The sequence below is a fragment of the Nocardia coubleae NBRC 108252 genome (genome assembly GCF_001612805.1).
Classification (GTDB): domain Bacteria; phylum Actinomycetota; class Actinomycetes; order Mycobacteriales; family Mycobacteriaceae; genus Nocardia; species Nocardia coubleae.
This window is the reverse complement of record NZ_BDBD01000029.1, coordinates 160246-174908: the sequence shown is the minus strand read 5'-3', so window position 1 is coordinate 174908 and position 14663 is coordinate 160246. Positions and strand designations below refer to the sequence as shown.

The window sequence follows — 14663 nt, the reverse complement described above, 5'->3', positions numbered from 1 at the left end:
CCCTCTGACTACGGTCAGGGGGCTTTCGTCGTTTCCGTGCCCTTGTGTGTTATCCGAGTGGTCCCGACCCGTCACCTTCGACGGGCTGTCGACGAGCGGCCGGCTGCTAGGCTTCGGCGCAACATGGAGCGGAAGGCGGTGAAGCATCATGGCTACGACCAAGATCCGGACGCATATCCGTGCGGCCCGCTCGACCGTATACCGACTGCTGCTCCACCCGGATGCGGTGAAGGTCTGGATGGTGCCCGACGGCATGACCGGGGTGGTGCACCGGTTCGAGCCCGAGGTCGGTGGCTCTTTCTCGATCACCCTGTCCTACGACGTCGGTGAGGAACCCCAGCACGACGCTTACTACGGGCGCTACCTTGCCCTCACCGAGGACGAAGAGGTCGTCGAAGTCCTGGAGTTCGTCACCGAAAAGCCGGAACTGGCGGGGGCGCAGAGTGTCGTCTTCACGCTGTCCGACGGGGCCGACGGTGGCACTGAGCTGGACGTGGTGCACGACGACCTACCACCAGGTCTGGATCCGGCCGACAACGAGGCCGTTTGGCGCACGGCACTATCCAAGCTCGCGGCCATGGCGGAGCAGACGTAACGCCCCCGATACGGTGGTAGCGCGACCGGAGACCGACGTTCTCTCATCGGTCATGAGGTCGGACATGCGACAGCTCGTTGCTTGATTGTTATCGCCGACAACAAATCCTTTGCTCAATCCGCTGTGCAATCGGACGGCCTCGAATAAGTTGTCGAGCACAACATTCGCTCCAGCTCGTCCGCCCAGCGGGCGGTGGTTCCATGAAAGGCCACCCTCATGCGTCAGGGGATCTTCGGCATCGCGGCCGTCTCGATCGCACTTCTCACCTCGGTCACCGCCTGCGGTGGTGATGACAGCAGCTCCAGCTCAGGCAGCGGCGCCAAGATCGGCGTGATCCTGCCCGACAGCAAGACCTCGGCGCGGTGGGAGACGGCGGACCGCAAGTACCTGCAGCAGGCGTTCGACGAGGCCGGGATCAAGGCCGACATCCAAAACGCGCAGGGCGACAAGAACGCCTTCCAGACCATCGCCGACCAGATGATCACCAACGGCGCCTCGGTGCTGATGATCACCAACCTCGACAGCGGCACCGGCAAGGCCGTGATCCAGAAGGCCAAGGCTCAGGGTGTCACGGTCATCGACTACGACCGGCTCACGCTGGGCGGCGGCGCGCCCTACTACGTCTCATTCGACAACGTGAAGGTCGGCGAGCTGATGGGCAATGGTCTGGCCAAGTGTCTGATCGACAAGCAGGCCGTGAAGCCGGTCGTCGCGTATCTCAACGGCGGTCCGACCGACAACAACGCGACCCTGTTCAAGAACGGCTACGACGGTGCCTTGGCGCCGAAGTTCGCTGCGGGCGAGGTGGTTAAGGGGCCGGACCAAGCCGTGCCGGAGTGGGATAACACTAAGGCGGGCACGATCTTCGAGCAGATGCTCACCGGCACACCGAACCTCGGCGGCGTCGTGGCGGCGAACGACGGGCTGGCGAACGCCGCCATCGCGGTGCTGAAGAAGCAGAAGCTCAACGGGCAGGTGCCGGTGACGGGTCAGGACGCGACCGTGCAGGGGCTGCAGAACGTGCTCGCCGGCGATCAGTGCATGACCGTCTACAAGGCGATCAAGCTCGAGGCCGCCGCGGGGGCGAAGCTCGCGATCGCGCTGGCCAAGGGGGAGAAGGGCGAGGCGAACAGCACTGTCGACGACCCCGAGTCGAAGACGAAGGTGCCCGCGGTCCTGCTGGAGCCGAAGGCGATCTTCAAGAACAACGTCAACGATGTGGTCGCGGACGGATTCGTCGACAAGGCCGAATTGTGCGCTGGTGAATTCGCCAAGCTCTGTGCTGACAACGGCGTGCGCTGATGGACACCCCGGTCATCGAATTACGGGGCATCGACAAAAGCTTCGGCCCCGTCCACGTCTTGCACACGGTTGATTTCTCGGTCTATCCAGGCGAAGTGACCGCGCTGGTCGGCGACAACGGCGCCGGCAAATCGACCCTGGTCAAATGCATCGGCGGCACCCATCCGATCGATGCGGGCGAGATCCTGTTCGAGGGCGAAGCGGTGCAGATCGGCAACCCACGTGACGCCGCCGAGCTCGGCATCGAGATCGTGTATCAGGACCTTGCGCTCTGCGACAACCTCGACATCGTGCAGAACATGTTTCTCGGCCGCGAACGCAAGCACGGGATCGTGCTCGACGAATACGGCATGGAGGAACTGGCCGGACGCACCCTGGCCGGGCTGTCGGTGCGGACCGTCAAATCGGTGCGGCAGAAGGTGGCGAGCCTGTCGGGTGGTCAGCGCCAGACCGTGGCCATCGCCAAAGCGGTGCTGTGGAACAGCAAGGTGGTGATTCTGGACGAACCGACCGCCGCGCTCGGCGTCGCCCAGACCCAGCAGGTGCTGGAACTGGTGCGCCGGCTGGCCGACAAGGGGCTTGCGGTGGTGCTGATCTCGCACAACATGAACGACGTGTTCGCGGTCTCCGACCGGATCGCGGCGTTGTATCTGGGCCGGATGGCCGCGCAGGTCCGCACGACCGACGTGACCCATTCGCAGGTGGTCGAGCTGATCACCTCCGGCCGCAGCGGCAGTCTCGGGGTGAAGGCATGAGCACGACGGTGACGGAGAAGAGCACGGCCGCGACGGCTCCGGTCAGCGAACTGGTGAACTCGTATGTCGGACGGGTGCGCAGTGGGAACATGGGGGCGTTGCCCTCGGTGATCGCACTTGTGGTGCTGTCGGTGGTGTTCTGGATCGCGCGGCCGGTGTTCATGACGCAGGGCAACATCGCGAATCTGTTCACCCAGGGCGCCGCTATCGCGGTGATCGCCATGGGGTTGATCTTCGTGCTGTTGCTCGGCGAGATCGACCTGTCGGCCGGGTTCACCAGTGGAGTGTGCGCGGCGGTGCTCGCGGTGCTGCTCACCGACAAGGGCTGGCCCTGGTATTCGGCGGTGCTCGTCGCGCTGCTCACCGGTGTGGTGATCGGGCTGGCCATCGGGGCGATCGTGGTGAAGATCGGGGTGCCCTCGTTCGTGGTGACCCTCGCGGCGTTCCTGGCGCTGCAGGGCGTGGCGCTCAAGATCATGGACAACGGGCGCAATATCTCCATCCACGACGAGACCATCCTGGCCATCGCGAACAAGAACGTGCCGCCGCTGCTCGGCTGGGTGATGTACGCGGTGCTGCTTGCCGGGTTCGGGTTCGTGCAGTACCGGAAGCTGCGGGCACGTACCCAGCTCGGGCTCACCGGCGAGAGTGCCGCGGTGGTGACGTTGCGGATCGCGGCGGTGGCGGTGGTCGCCGGGGTCGCGGTGGCGATCCTCAACGACGAACGCAGCCGCAATCCCGAAGTCAACTCGTTGCAGGGCATGCCGATCGTGGTACCGATCATCGTGGCGTTGTTGCTGCTGTGGACGTTCGTGCTCAACCGCACCTCGTTCGGGCGCCACATCTACGCGGTGGGCGGCAATGTGGAAGCGGCTCGGCGCGCGGGCATTCCGGTGGACCGGATCAAGATCAGCGCCTTCGTGCTCTGTTCGACGATGGCCGCGGTCGGCGGTTTGATCGCCGCGTCGCGAGCCAACTCGGTCGATCCGAACACCGGTGGGTCCGATGTGCTGCTGACGGCAGTCGGTGCGGCGGTGATCGGTGGCACCAGCCTGTTCGGTGGTCGCGGCCGGATGCTCGACGCGGTACTCGGTGCCGCCGTGGTCGCGGTCATCAACAACGGGATGGGCCTGATGGGCTACAGCGCGGGCACGAAATTCGTTGTGACAGGATTTGTTCTGCTGCTCGCGGCGGGGGTGGACGCGCTGTCGCGCAAGCGTTCGCTGCCAGGAAGTTGACCGACGACGGGGAAGGGAGGTCCGGATGAAAGCAGCACCCTCCCCGGACGAGATCCGCCGCCGGAATCTCGCGGTGCTGCTGCGCCACGTCCACGTGAGCGGACCGTTGTCGCGGGCGGAGCTCGCCGAGCGAATGGGCTTGAACCGCAGCACGATCCTCGCTCTGACCACCGACCTCGCCGCCGCGGGGTTGGTGCGGGAGGAATTGCCGGGACAGACCGGGAAAGCGGGGCGGCCGTCGCTGGTGGTGCGGCCCGAATCCGACCGGGTCTATGTCCTCGCGCTGGACGTGGGTGCCGACCGGCTCGCGGTGGCGCGCGTCGGTCTGGGTGGCGCGATCATCGACCGGTGTGAAATGCCGCGTGATACAGGCGCTTTCGATCCGGAGGAGGTGATCGCCGAACTGGCGCGGATGACGGAATCGATGATGGACGCGGCGCACAAGGGTTCGGTGTGCGTCGGTGTGGGGCTCGCGTTCTGCGGGATGGTGCGCGAGCGCGACGGGGTGGTGCGGTACGGGCCCAATATCGGGTGGGTGGATGTGCCGGTCGGGGCGTTGCTGTCCGAAAGGCTCGGTGTGCCTGTCGCGGTGGGCAACAACGCGAACCTCGGGGCGATCGCCGAGCGTGAACGTGGTGTCGGGGCGGGGGTACGCGACCTGATCTACCTGCACGGTGAGGTCGGGATCGGCGGCGGCGTCATCATGGGTGGCGAACTGCTCGGTGGCGAAGGCGGATACGGGGGCGAGGTCGGGCACATGATCGTGAATCCCGGCGGCCGGGCCTGCCGATGCGGCTCGCGGGGCTGTCTGGAAGCCGAGGCCGGTGAGCTCGCCCTGATCGCGGCGGCCGGTCGCAGCGACCTGACCGGCCGGGCGGCGGTCGCGGCGATCGTCGACGCGGCCGCGCGCGGTGACGCCGACGCGCGCGACGCGCTGCACCAGGTGGGGGACTGGCTCGGGTACGGCGTGGCCAATCTGGTCAATGTGTTCAACCCGACCATGGTGGTGTTCGGTGGGGTCCTGCGCGAGATCTATCTGGCTGCCGCGGCGCAGGTGCGCAGCCGGCTGGCGGTCGACGGGCTGCTCGCGGTCCGCGAGCGGGTCCGGTTGCGCACCTCCGCGCTCGCCGACGACGCCCCGCTCGTCGGCGCCGCCGAACTGGCCTTCGCCGAGCTGCTCACCGATCCGTTGCAGACCCTGGCCCGCGCGCAAAACAGCTGACCTGCGTGCGAGCACCGAGTAGATTTGCCGATATGCCAAGTGACCTGCAGCTGAAGATCATGAACGGCGTTCATCGTGCGCTGCTCGCCGTCACCGGTGGGCGGATCGGCAAGACCGTGATGGGGATGCCGTCGCTCGAACTCACCACGATCGGACGCAAGTCGGGTCAGCCGCGTTCGGTGATGCTCACGGCTCCGATCCTGGAGGAGGACCGGATCGTCGTCGTCGCCTCGCGCGGCGGCGATCCCACCCATCCCGCCTGGTTCCTGAACCTGCGCGACAACCCCGAGGTCGAGGTCGCCGTGCAGAACGGTCCGCGCACACCGATGATCGCCCGCGTCGCGACGGAAGCCGAACGGGCGGACCTGTGGCCGCAGGTCGTCGCGACGTACAAGGGATACGGCGACTACCAGACCAAGACCACCCGCGAGATCCCGCTGGTCCTGCTCACCCCGCGCTGACCGGTCAGCGCACCGCGTCGTCGGCGCGCGGGACCACGGCCGAGGCGGGCACCAGGTTCCAGGCCTCCAATTGCTTGCGGATCTGCTCGGCGGCGTCGATATTGAGCGGTCCGCTCGTCCACAGGGCGTAGGGCAGGTTGAAGAAGCGGCTCTCCCGCACCGCCCGCAGGTTGTTGATGCCGGGCTTGCCGCGCAGTATGTCGACCTTCTGCGCGTAGGTTTGGCCGGGGTAGTCGACGAACATGATGGCGTCGGGGTCGGCGGCGGCCAGGCGCTCCCAGGAGACCTTGGTCCAGGTGTCGGCGACGTCGTCGAGGATGTTGCGGGCGCCCGCCGCCTCCAGGATCGCCTGGGGTGCACCGAATTTCCCGCTCGAGTAGATGGTGTCGGTGCCGCTGTCGAAGAGGAAGACGGTGGGGGCCTTCGCCGGTTTCGGAGCGGCCGCCAGGGCCGCGAGTCTGGTGTCGAGATCGGCGGTGACCTCGCTCGCGCGGGCGGTGCGGCCGGTGATGACACCCAGATCGGTGAGATCGGTGCGCAGCGCCGTCCACGGTTCGACGGTGCCGCGCGCAGCGCCCCCGTCGGCCTGGCGGCAGCTCTCGGTGAGCACGTAGGCGGCGATGCCGTCCTTGCGTAGGGAGGCGGGGGTGAGGTTGCTCGCCTCGTCGTAACCGTAGCTCCAACCGGCGACCATCACGTCGGGACGTTGAGCAAGAACCGTTTCGCGCGAAGGATATTCGGGAGCGACATCGTTGAGTCCGTCGACGAGTTCGGCACCGTAATGGGCGCGCAGGGTGGCCGCGTCGCGTTTGACGCTGGAGACCGCCGCCACCTGATCCTGGGCACCCAGTGCCAGCACCATGGAAATGAGATTGCCGTCGTTGACGAACATGCGCTGCGCGGGTGCCGGAAAACGGGTCTCCACACCGCAATTGCGGACCGTCACGGTGGTCGCGGATTCGGCGGACGTTCCGGTACAGGCCGCGAGTACGGCGGCGAGTGCGGTGGTGGCCAGGATCCGGCCGGGGTTCTTGTTCATCGTCGTGCCTCTCGCGGGGTGATCAACAAATGGTCCTCGCCGGTGACCGGATGCCGGACGCGGTTGGCGTCGACACCGAACACCTCGGCGACGACGGCGGGGGAGAGCGCTTCGCCCGGCGGTGCGGGCGGACGCGCACGTCCCTTGTGCAGCACGATGATCCGATCGCAATAGCGGTCAGCCAGCGACAGATCGTGCAGGGCGGCCACCACCGTGCGGCGCAGACCGCGGACCAGGGTGAGCAATTCGAGCTGATGGGTGACGTCGAGATGGTTGGTCGGCTCGTCGAGCAGCAGGACGGGGGTGTTCTGGACGAGCGCGCGGGCCAGCAGGACCCGTTGACGTTCGCCACCGGAGAGTTGGCGCACCGGTCGTCCGGCGAAGCCGTGCAGGTCGACCGACGCCAAAGCCTGTGTCACCCGCTGTTGTTCGCGTGGTGCGTCCAGACCCCACGGCGGCAGGTACGGGGTGAGCCCCAGCGCCACGACCTCGCCGACCAGCATGTCGTCGGGTGGTATCTCGTCCTGGGCGACCAGCGCGACGGTCGCGGCGCGGCGGCGGGGCCGCAGATCGTGCAGGACCTGATCGTCGACGAGTACCCGGCCGGAACGGGGGCGGTGCACACCGGACAAGGTGCGCAGTAGCGTGGTTTTGCCGCTGCCGTTGGGGCCGACGATGCCGACGGTCTCACCCGGCTCGATCGAGAAGTCCACCTCCGCGAGAACAGTGCGTCGGCCGATGGCGCAGGCGAGCTCGCGCGCATAGAGCCTGCCGTGTTCGAGAAGCGGCGGTTCGTCGGTGCTCATGAGGTGCCGAACCGGTAGCGGCGTCTGCCCATCAGCAACAGGAAGGTGGGGGCGCCGATGAGGCCGGTGAGGACACCGACCGGAATCTCGGTGGGGCGTACCAGCACCCGGGTGGCAGCATCGGCGACCACCAGGAACAACGCCCCGCACAATGCGCAGGCGGGCAGCAGATCACGATGCCGTGGGCCGACGATCATGCGCGCGGCATGCGGGACGACCAGGCCGACGAAACCGATCCCACCCGACACCGCGACCAGCACACCGACGAGCACCGCGAGCAGCACGAACAACCCGATCCGCAGGCCGGTCACCGGCACCCCGAGGGAGGAGGCGGTGTCGGCGCCCAGGGTGAGGGCGTCGAGCCAGCCCGCGATCGCGACCAGGATCGTGGCACAGAGCGCGACGACGATCAGCGGGAGACCAAGGGTCGACCAGTCGGCGCCCGCGAGGCTGCCGAGCAGCCAGAACAGCACCGATTCGGCAGCGGCGGGATCGGTGCTGCGGAACACCAGGTAGCTGCTGCACGCGGCGAAGGCCGAGCCGAGCACGGTACCGGTGAGCACCAGCCGCAACGGGGTGAGTCCGCCCTGCGCAAGGGCGATGAGGAACACGAGGGTCGCCGCACCGAAAGCGCCCGCCAGCGCACCGCCGGACAACGCCCACATGCCTGCACCCGCGAACAGGCCGGAGGTGATGACGGCCGCCGCACCGACGGCCGCGCCGGAGGAGACACCGAGCAGGTAGGGGTCGGCGAGCGGGTTGCGGACCAGGGTCTGCATCGCGGCGCCCGCCACCGCGAGACCGGCACCGACCACGGCGGCGAGGATGGTGCGTGGGACGCGCAGCTGCCAGACGATGGTGTCGATGCCGGGGTCGGTGGGGGTGGTTCCGGTGAGCCGGGCGCCGAGGGTGTCGAGTACCGCGCGCACGGGAACGGTTTCCGCGCCGAAGCCGGTGGCGGCGATCATGGCGACCAGCAGCAACACCGCGAGCACGGGTAGTGCGAGCGAGATCCGTGCACGGATCATCGCGGGTTCTCCAGAGGCAAGGCGCGGCCCTTTCAGAGGGTGCCCGGCGAGGGAGGTCTGACTTTCGCCGTGAGGCGATCACAGTGGCGCGACCGTCCCGGAATTGCACCGGATTCCCGCACCCACCGGGGATGACCCACCGACTGTAGCGCGGCACCGGGTGCAGGCACAGCGCCGGGTTCGGCTCACGGTAAGGCAAAGGGTGTTCGCCGGTTTGTCCGGTTGCTTGAATCCGGGTATGTACCGATCGAACACCTCCGGGCACGGCCTGCGTGGCCGCGTCACCGCCGCGTTCCTCGCGGTGACCACCGCCGCGACCCTCGGCCTGACCGGATGCGCGGGCGGTGACGACAAGCCGCTCGGCACCCCCGACGCACCGCTGCCGACCGAGGTCCCGCCGGGTACCACCCTCGTGGTCGCCGACCAGCAGGAGCGGTTGCAGAATGCTCTTCGGCTCTCGGGCGAGCTGGACAAACTGCCGTTCAAGATCGAATTCGCGAACTTCGTCGGAGGGCCGGCGATCCTGGAGGCATTCAGGGCCGGGGCGGCCGATGTGGGCCAGGTCGGTGACGTACCGCCGATCCACGCACTCGCGGCGGGACAGGACGTGCCGATCGTCGGTTCGTACCAGACCAACCCGCAGGCGCTGAAACTCGCTGTCGCCCCAGGCTTGTCGATCACGAGGCTCACGGACCTGAAGGGGCGCAAGATCGCCTACGCCGAGGGCACCGCCCAGCAGGCGGCGGTGTTGAAGGCGCTGAGCAAGGCGGGTCTGAAAACCGGTGACGTGCAATTGATCCGGTTGCAGCTGGCGGAGTTCCTCGACGCGGTGCGCACCGGGCAGGTCGAGGTGGCGCCGCTGATCGAACCGAATGTGACCAGGTTGCTGCGCACTCCCGGCACGTCGCTGATCCCGGATTCGGAGACGAGCGGCATCTACAGCGGGCTCGCCTATCTGTACGCGCGGCGTGCGGTGGTGCAGGATCCGGCGAAGGCGGCCGCGACCCGGGCGTTGGTCGGCGCGTTCGTGCGGGCCTGGCACTGGACCAACACCCACAGCGCCGAATGGGCCGACGCGTACTACGTGCGCAACCAGAAGGTGAGCCCCGACGACGCGCGGCGGATCGTGGAATCGCTCGGCACCTATACGTTCCCGCACCTGGACCCGCAGCTGGTCGCGCGTCAACAGAGCACGATCGACGCGATCGATGCCGCCGGTGAGTTGCCGAAGAAGATCACCGCCACCGACGGTTTCGACCTGCGTTTCGACGCGGCGGTCACCGAGGCCGTCACCGCGAGCGGCGCGGCCTTCGCCGGGGCGGTGAGCTGATGGCGACCCTCGAAGCCGGTGTGGTGCGGCGCGTACGGGCACACCGGACCGGCGAACCCGAATTGGCTCCGCGTGGACGCGGCAAGCGAAGGCTCGGCCCCGGCAAGCCCATTCCGTTCGGTTTCGCGCTCGGTCCGGCGTTGCTTGTCGGCGCGTGGGTCGCCGGATCGGCCACGGGTGCACTCGATCCCGAGACATTGCCCGCACCGTGGACGGTCGCGCGGACGGCGGGGGAGCTGATCGCGGACGGGCGATTGCAGTCCAATCTGCTCACCTCGCTGCAACGGGCGGCGATCGGGCTGGTGCTCGGTGTGGTGATCGGGGTGGCGCTCGCGCTGATCGCGGGGTTGAGCCGGATCGGGGAGGCGCTGGTCGACGGCCCGGTGCAGATCAAGCGCGCCATTCCCACGTTGGCGCTGATCCCGCTGTTCATCGTGTGGTTCGGGATCGGCGAGGAGATGAAGCTGATCGTCATCACGACCAGCGTGCTGATCCCGATCTACCTCAACACCCACGCGTATCTGCGCGGTGTGGACGCGCGCTATGTGGAGCTGGCCGAGACGGTCGGGCTGTCGCGGTGGGGATTCCTGCGCCGCGTCGCACTGCCCGGGTCGCTGCCCGGCTTCTTTCTCGGCCTGCGGCTCGCGGTCACCATTTCGTGGCTGGCGCTGGTGGTCGTCGAACAGGTGAACGCGACCAGCGGCATCGGATATCTGATGACGCAGGCGCGCACCTACGGGCAGATCGACGTGATCGTCGTCGGCCTGGTGATCTACGGACTTCTCGGACTCTTCGGCGATCTCGCCGTGCGGACAACGGAACGGAAGGTGCTGGCATGGCGACAGACGCTGGGCGACTGATCGAGCGCGACGACCGCGCGGTGGTGCGGACAAGGGGTCTCACCCGGGGCTTCGGGCAGCGTGTCATATTGCGGGGTATAGATATTGCGATCCGTCGCGGAGAGTTCGTGGCGCTGCTGGGGCGCAGCGGGTCCGGTAAGAGCACGCTGTTGCGCGCCCTGGCCGAACTCGACGGACAGGTACCGGGGTCCGGAGAACTGACCGTTCCCGGGCGGCGCGCTGTGGTGTTCCAGGATTCGCGGCTGCTGCCCTGGGCACGGGTACTCGACAATGTGGTGCTCGGACTCACCGGCCGCGACGCCGCCGAGCGCGGCCGGTCAGCGCTGGCCGAGGTGGGCCTCGGTGGGCGCGAGAAGGCTTGGCCCCGTGAGCTTTCCGGTGGCGAACAACAACGGGTCGCGCTGGCCCGATCACTGGTGCGTGAGCCGGAACTGTTGCTGGCCGACGAACCGTTCGGCGCGCTCGACGCCCTCACCAGGATCCGCATGCACTCGCTGCTGCAGGCGCTGTGCGCACGGCACCAGCCCGCCGTGTTGCTGGTGACCCATGACGTGGACGAGGCACTGCTGCTGGCCGACCGGGTGCTTGTCCTCGACGAGGGCCGCATCGCCATCGATCAGCGCATCGACATCGCCCGACCGCGCAGGCACGCCCACCCCGAATTCATCCGGTTGCGTGAGGTGTTGCTCGCCGGGCTCGGCGTGGACACCACCGACCTCGAGACAGTGAAGCAGGCATCGTGAACGCACCACGGCAATTGAGTCTGAACGCCTTCATCTACCCGTCCGGTCATCACGAGGCCGCTTGGCGGCATCCCGACAGCCGGCCGGACCGCATCTACGACGTGACCTACTACCAGGAGATTGGGCGCACCGCGGAGGCGGCGAAGCTGGACGCGGTGTTCTTCGCCGACGGCCCGGCATTGCGGACCGATGTTCGCCACAATGCCGCGCCCGGGCTCGAACCGATCACGCTGCTCACCGCGATCGCGTCCGCCACCACGCATCTGGGTCTCATCGCCACGGCGTCGACCACCTATTACGAGCCGTACAACCTCGCACGGTTGTTCTCCTCGCTCGACCACATCTCGGGTGGCCGGGCCGGCTGGAACATTGTCACCACCGGAACCGACGTGGCGGCAGCCAATTTCGGTCTAGACCGGCATCCCGACCATCGTGAGCGGTATGCCAGGGCGCGGGAATTCGTCGACGCGGTGGTCGCGCTGTGGGACAGCTGGGAGGACGACGCGATCGTGCTCGACCGTGCGGCGGGCATCTACGCGGACGCGGACAAGATCCATCCGATCGATTTCGTCGGTGAATACCTGCGTGTGCGTGGACCTTTCAGTTCGGCCCGGACACCACAGGGACGCCCGGTGCTGGTGCAGGCCGGTGCCTCCAACGAGGGCCGTGCGTTCGCCGGCCGGTACGCCGAGGCGATTTTCACGGCGCACCAGCGTCTTTCGGATGCCCAGGCCTTCTACGCTGACATCAAGGCCAAGGCCGCGGAGTACGGGCGCAACGCGGAGGAGGTGCGGATCCTGCCGGGCATCAGCCCGTTCATCGCCGACACCGAGTCCGCCGCGCGGCGTCTGGAGCGTGAGTTCAACGAGCTCACCGTGCCGGAATACGGGTTGAAGCAACTGGAATCGATCACCGGGACGTCGCTGCGCGGCTACGCGCTCGACGAGGCGGTGCCGGTGGAGGTCTTCGCCGGGGCGGGCGATGTCACCGACAACGCGCGCAGCAGGCTGCAGGTCGTGGCCGGAATCGTCGAACGCGAACGGCCGACGCTGCGCGGATTGCTGCACCGGCTGGCCGGTGCGCGCGGGCACCGGGTGATCGCCGGAACCCCTGAGCAGATCGCTGACACTATCGAAGAATGGTTCACCCACGGCGCGGCCGACGGATTCAATGTGATGCCGCCCTGGTACCCGGGCGGGCTCGAGGTGTTCACCTCGACGGTGGTGCCGATCCTGCAGGAGCGCGGCCTGTTCCGCACCGAGTACTCGGGAACGACATTGCGCGACCACTTCGGTCTCGCCCGGCCCGCGAGCCGATTCGCGCCCGAACCGGCGAGTGTTGGATGAGCGACGAAAGTTGTTGTCCGGCTAATAGCGATGGATCGGTTGCCGGGCGGTGATGCTCGACGATTCTGCCGTTCGGCTGCGGACGCTTGCGCTGCCGGTCTTCGCACCGATGGTGTTGTACGGCATCGGGACCGGTGCCGCCGCACCGATGTACGCGCTGCGGGCACTCGATCTCGGTGCATCGGCGGGTGCGGCCGGGTTGATCGTCGCGTTGAGCGGGCTCGGCATGGTTCTCACGGATCTGCCCGCCGGGCGGATCGTCGCGCGGGTCGGGGAGCGGGCCGCGATCGGTGTCGGCAGCGGGCTCGGTCTGGTCGGCGTGGTCGCGGCGATCCTCGCGCCGAATCTCGGTGTGCTGGCGGTGGGTTTGCTGCTCATCGGTGCGGCGGGCGCGGTGTGGGGGCTGGCCAGACAGACCTATCTGGTGTCGGTGGTGGCGCCGGAGCAGCGTGGGCGGGCCATGTCGACGTTGGCTGGTGCGCACCGGTTGGGGTTCTTCTGTGGGCCGTTCCTCGGTGCGGCACTGGTGCACGGGTTCGGTCCGATCGGGGCGCTGTGGTTGCAGCTCGTGACCACCGTGGTGGCGGCCGCGGCGATGCTGACGATCCGCTCGGGTGCACCGGTCGAGCCGTCGTCACGGCCGCTGCACACCGTGGTTTCCGAAAACCGCAGGGCCTTGGGCACTCTCGGCCTCGCGGCGGTCGCGGTCGGGGCGGCGCGCGCGTCGCGATCGGCGCTGCTGCCGCTGTGGGCGGTGCACCTCGGTATCGATGCCGCGACGACGAGCCTGCTGTTCGGGCTGGCGGGTGCGATCGACGTGCTCATGTCCTACCCGGCCGGGGTGTGGCTGGACCGGGCGGGCAGCCGCGTCACCGGCGTCGCCTGCGGCATCTGTTTCGCCGCCGGTTACGCGGCACTGCCTTTCACCGATTCCGTGCTCACCATGGGCGCGGCCACCGTGCTGCTCGGCCTGGCGAACGGGTTGAGCAACGGTCTCATCATGACCGTCGGGGCGTTCGCCGCCCCACCGGACCGGCGCGCCGAATTCCTCGGCGCGTGGCGCGTCACCCACGACGCCGGGATGTTCGCCGGGCCGGTCGCGGTCGGGGTGGTCGGCGCCTTCGCCGGGCTTTCCGCCGCCGGTGGGCTACTCGCGGTGACCCTCGGGCTCGGATCGGTCGCGATGTATCGGTGGTTTCCCGGGCCGATCTCGCGTACCGACGGCTGACCAGGGATTCGTCAGGAAGCCCTGGGGCAGTCGGAATCCAAGCGGGGCAATGCGCTCAGGTCGTCGGCCGGATCGACCCGACCTATGGCTGTGCGCTATCGCGCGGGTGGCTGCCACCCGGGATCGCGACCGGTGACACCGAGGATCCGGTCGATGAGCGGGGCATCGGGGGAGACCGGTACTTCGGGCCCGTAGATTCCCATGCCGCGCCCTTGCTCGGCGGTGGCGGCGGTTTCGGCGTAGACGTCCGCGAGGAGATCGTCGTCCCACGACACCGGCGTGCCGAGCGCTCGGGACAGGTCCCAGCCGTGCACGATCAGCTCGCCGACGACCATCCCGCCGATCATCGCCGAGGGCAGCTCCGTCGGGCCACCCATGTGGGTGACGCCCTCCCACGCCGCGGGGTCACGCCAGATGGTGGCGAGTTCGTCGAGCTGCGTTTCGAGGGCCGCCGCCCACTCTGCGGTGACCAGGTCGACGTCGGATTCGGCAGCGGCAGGCGGCGGAACACTTTCCTTACGACCCGCCCCGATCAGCGACGGGCCCCAGAACAACAGGTGATTGAGCAGAGCACGCACATCGAACTCGGCACATGGTGTCGGCGCGGTCAGCTGATCCGGTGTGACAGTACGGATGATCTTCGACAACGGCACCGCAGCGCGGGCCACACGTTCGTTCTCGGACATAGGGCCAGCCAACCACCGGCCGCC

The 14663-nt window shown here is 68.0% G+C and carries 15 protein-coding genes; 11 read left to right on the top strand and 4 right to left on the bottom strand.

Annotation, left to right across the window (positions count from 1 at the left end):
• Nucleotides 1-148 precede the first annotated feature (148 nt).
• The 6 genes from NCO8_RS29560 (at nt 149) to NCO8_RS29535 (ending at nt 5573) form a co-directional block, all read left to right on the top strand.
• The gene (locus NCO8_RS29560) at nt 149-595 is read left to right on the top strand and encodes an SRPBCC domain-containing protein (protein ID WP_084457577.1); all 447 of its coding nucleotides are present in this window, start codon (nt 149-151) and stop codon (nt 593-595) included.
• A 330-nt stretch (nt 596-925) separates the two neighbouring features.
• Entirely contained in the window at nt 926-1897 is a 972-nt protein-coding gene (locus NCO8_RS29555) for a sugar ABC transporter substrate-binding protein (protein ID WP_312032673.1), read from the top strand.
• The gene (locus NCO8_RS29550) at nt 1897-2652 is read left to right on the top strand and encodes an ATP-binding cassette domain-containing protein (RefSeq protein ID WP_067644833.1); all 756 of its coding nucleotides are present in this window, start codon (nt 1897-1899) and stop codon (nt 2650-2652) included. Before NCO8_RS29555 ends, NCO8_RS29550 begins: the two co-directional genes overlap by 1 nt.
• Complete coding sequence (locus tag NCO8_RS29545; protein WP_067644830.1) at nt 2649-3890, top strand: sugar ABC transporter permease; 1242 nt, start codon at nt 2649-2651, stop codon at nt 3888-3890. The genes NCO8_RS29550 and NCO8_RS29545 overlap by 4 nt, the downstream gene beginning before the upstream one ends.
• A 25-nt stretch (nt 3891-3915) precedes the next feature.
• Nucleotides 3916-5112, top strand: coding sequence for an ROK family transcriptional regulator (locus NCO8_RS29540; RefSeq protein ID WP_067644826.1), 1197 nt, complete (start codon nt 3916-3918; stop codon nt 5110-5112).
• 32 nt (nt 5113-5144) lie between these two features.
• Nucleotides 5145-5573, top strand: a complete 429-nt coding sequence (locus tag NCO8_RS29535) for a nitroreductase family deazaflavin-dependent oxidoreductase (RefSeq protein ID WP_067498711.1) — start codon at nt 5145-5147, stop codon at nt 5571-5573.
• A gap of 4 nt (nt 5574-5577) precedes the next feature.
• Here the strand turns inward: NCO8_RS29535 and NCO8_RS29530 are convergent, their stop codons facing one another.
• The 3 genes from NCO8_RS29530 to NCO8_RS29520 are packed head-to-tail and all read right to left on the bottom strand — an operon-like array spanning nt 5578 to nt 8446.
• Nucleotides 5578-6612: an ABC transporter substrate-binding protein gene (locus NCO8_RS29530; protein WP_174550377.1), complete on the bottom strand. Its 1035-nt coding sequence runs from the start codon at nt 6610-6612 to the stop codon at nt 5578-5580.
• Entirely contained in the window at nt 6609-7418 is an 810-nt protein-coding gene (locus NCO8_RS29525; protein ID WP_067644823.1) for an ABC transporter ATP-binding protein, read from the bottom strand. Before NCO8_RS29525 ends, NCO8_RS29530 begins: the two co-directional genes overlap by 4 nt.
• Nucleotides 7415-8446 carry a FecCD family ABC transporter permease gene (locus NCO8_RS29520; protein ID WP_067644820.1) on the bottom strand — a complete coding sequence of 344 codons (1032 nt, stop codon included), beginning with the start codon at nt 8444-8446 and terminating at the stop codon, nt 7415-7417. The genes NCO8_RS29525 and NCO8_RS29520 overlap by 4 nt, the downstream gene beginning before the upstream one ends.
• A gap of 238 nt (nt 8447-8684) precedes the next feature.
• Between NCO8_RS29520 and NCO8_RS29515 the strand changes: the two genes are divergently transcribed.
• Genes NCO8_RS29515 through NCO8_RS29495 form a run of 5 tightly spaced genes read left to right on the top strand, consistent with a single transcriptional unit; the run spans nt 8685 to nt 13953 of the window.
• Complete coding sequence (locus NCO8_RS29515; protein WP_067644889.1) at nt 8685-9776, top strand: ABC transporter substrate-binding protein; 1092 nt, start codon at nt 8685-8687, stop codon at nt 9774-9776.
• Entirely contained in the window at nt 9776-10636 is an 861-nt protein-coding gene (locus NCO8_RS29510) for an ABC transporter permease (protein WP_084457576.1), read from the top strand. Before NCO8_RS29515 ends, NCO8_RS29510 begins: the two co-directional genes overlap by 1 nt.
• Nucleotides 10612-11379, top strand: coding sequence for an ABC transporter ATP-binding protein (locus NCO8_RS29505; RefSeq protein ID WP_084457575.1), 768 nt, complete (start codon nt 10612-10614; stop codon nt 11377-11379). The genes NCO8_RS29510 and NCO8_RS29505 overlap by 25 nt, the downstream gene beginning before the upstream one ends.
• The gene (locus NCO8_RS29500) at nt 11373-12725 is read left to right on the top strand and encodes an LLM class flavin-dependent oxidoreductase (protein WP_067644817.1); all 1353 of its coding nucleotides are present in this window, start codon (nt 11373-11375) and stop codon (nt 12723-12725) included. The genes NCO8_RS29505 and NCO8_RS29500 overlap by 7 nt, the downstream gene beginning before the upstream one ends.
• A 52-nt stretch (nt 12726-12777) precedes the next feature.
• The gene (locus tag NCO8_RS29495) at nt 12778-13953 is read left to right on the top strand and encodes an MFS transporter (protein ID WP_067644814.1); all 1176 of its coding nucleotides are present in this window, start codon (nt 12778-12780) and stop codon (nt 13951-13953) included.
• A 95-nt stretch (nt 13954-14048) separates the two neighbouring features.
• Here the strand turns inward: NCO8_RS29495 and NCO8_RS29490 are convergent, their stop codons facing one another.
• Complete coding sequence (locus tag NCO8_RS29490; protein WP_157105163.1) at nt 14049-14639, bottom strand: TIGR03086 family metal-binding protein; 591 nt, start codon at nt 14637-14639, stop codon at nt 14049-14051.
• Nucleotides 14640-14663: the final 24 nt, after the last annotated feature.

Bases quoted from the DNA above. Each gene is read 5' to 3' on its own strand.
- NCO8_RS29560 (WP_084457577.1), top strand. From the start codon at position 149: ATGGCTACGACCAAGATCCGGACGCATATCCGTGCGGCCCGCTCGACC.
- NCO8_RS29550 (WP_067644833.1), top strand. From the start codon at position 1,897: ATGGACACCCCGGTCATCGAATTACGGGGCATCGACAAAAGCTTCGGC.
- NCO8_RS29545 (WP_067644830.1), top strand. From the start codon at position 2,649: ATGAGCACGACGGTGACGGAGAAGAGCACGGCCGCGACGGCTCCGGTC.
- NCO8_RS29540 (WP_067644826.1), top strand. From the start codon at position 3,916: ATGAAAGCAGCACCCTCCCCGGACGAGATCCGCCGCCGGAATCTCGCG.
- NCO8_RS29535 (WP_067498711.1), top strand. From the start codon at position 5,145: ATGCCAAGTGACCTGCAGCTGAAGATCATGAACGGCGTTCATCGTGCG.
- NCO8_RS29530 (WP_174550377.1), bottom strand. From the start codon at position 6,612: ATGAACAAGAACCCCGGCCGGATCCTGGCCACCACCGCACTCGCCGCC.
- NCO8_RS29525 (WP_067644823.1), bottom strand. From the start codon at position 7,418: ATGAGCACCGACGAACCGCCGCTTCTCGAACACGGCAGGCTCTATGCG.
- NCO8_RS29520 (WP_067644820.1), bottom strand. From the start codon at position 8,446: ATGATCCGTGCACGGATCTCGCTCGCACTACCCGTGCTCGCGGTGTTG.
- NCO8_RS29515 (WP_067644889.1), top strand. From the start codon at position 8,685: ATGTACCGATCGAACACCTCCGGGCACGGCCTGCGTGGCCGCGTCACC.
- NCO8_RS29510 (WP_084457576.1), top strand. From the start codon at position 9,776: ATGGCGACCCTCGAAGCCGGTGTGGTGCGGCGCGTACGGGCACACCGG.
- NCO8_RS29505 (WP_084457575.1), top strand. From the start codon at position 10,612: ATGGCGACAGACGCTGGGCGACTGATCGAGCGCGACGACCGCGCGGTG.
- NCO8_RS29495 (WP_067644814.1), top strand. From the start codon at position 12,778: ATGCTCGACGATTCTGCCGTTCGGCTGCGGACGCTTGCGCTGCCGGTC.
- NCO8_RS29490 (WP_157105163.1), bottom strand. From the start codon at position 14,639: ATGTCCGAGAACGAACGTGTGGCCCGCGCTGCGGTGCCGTTGTCGAAG.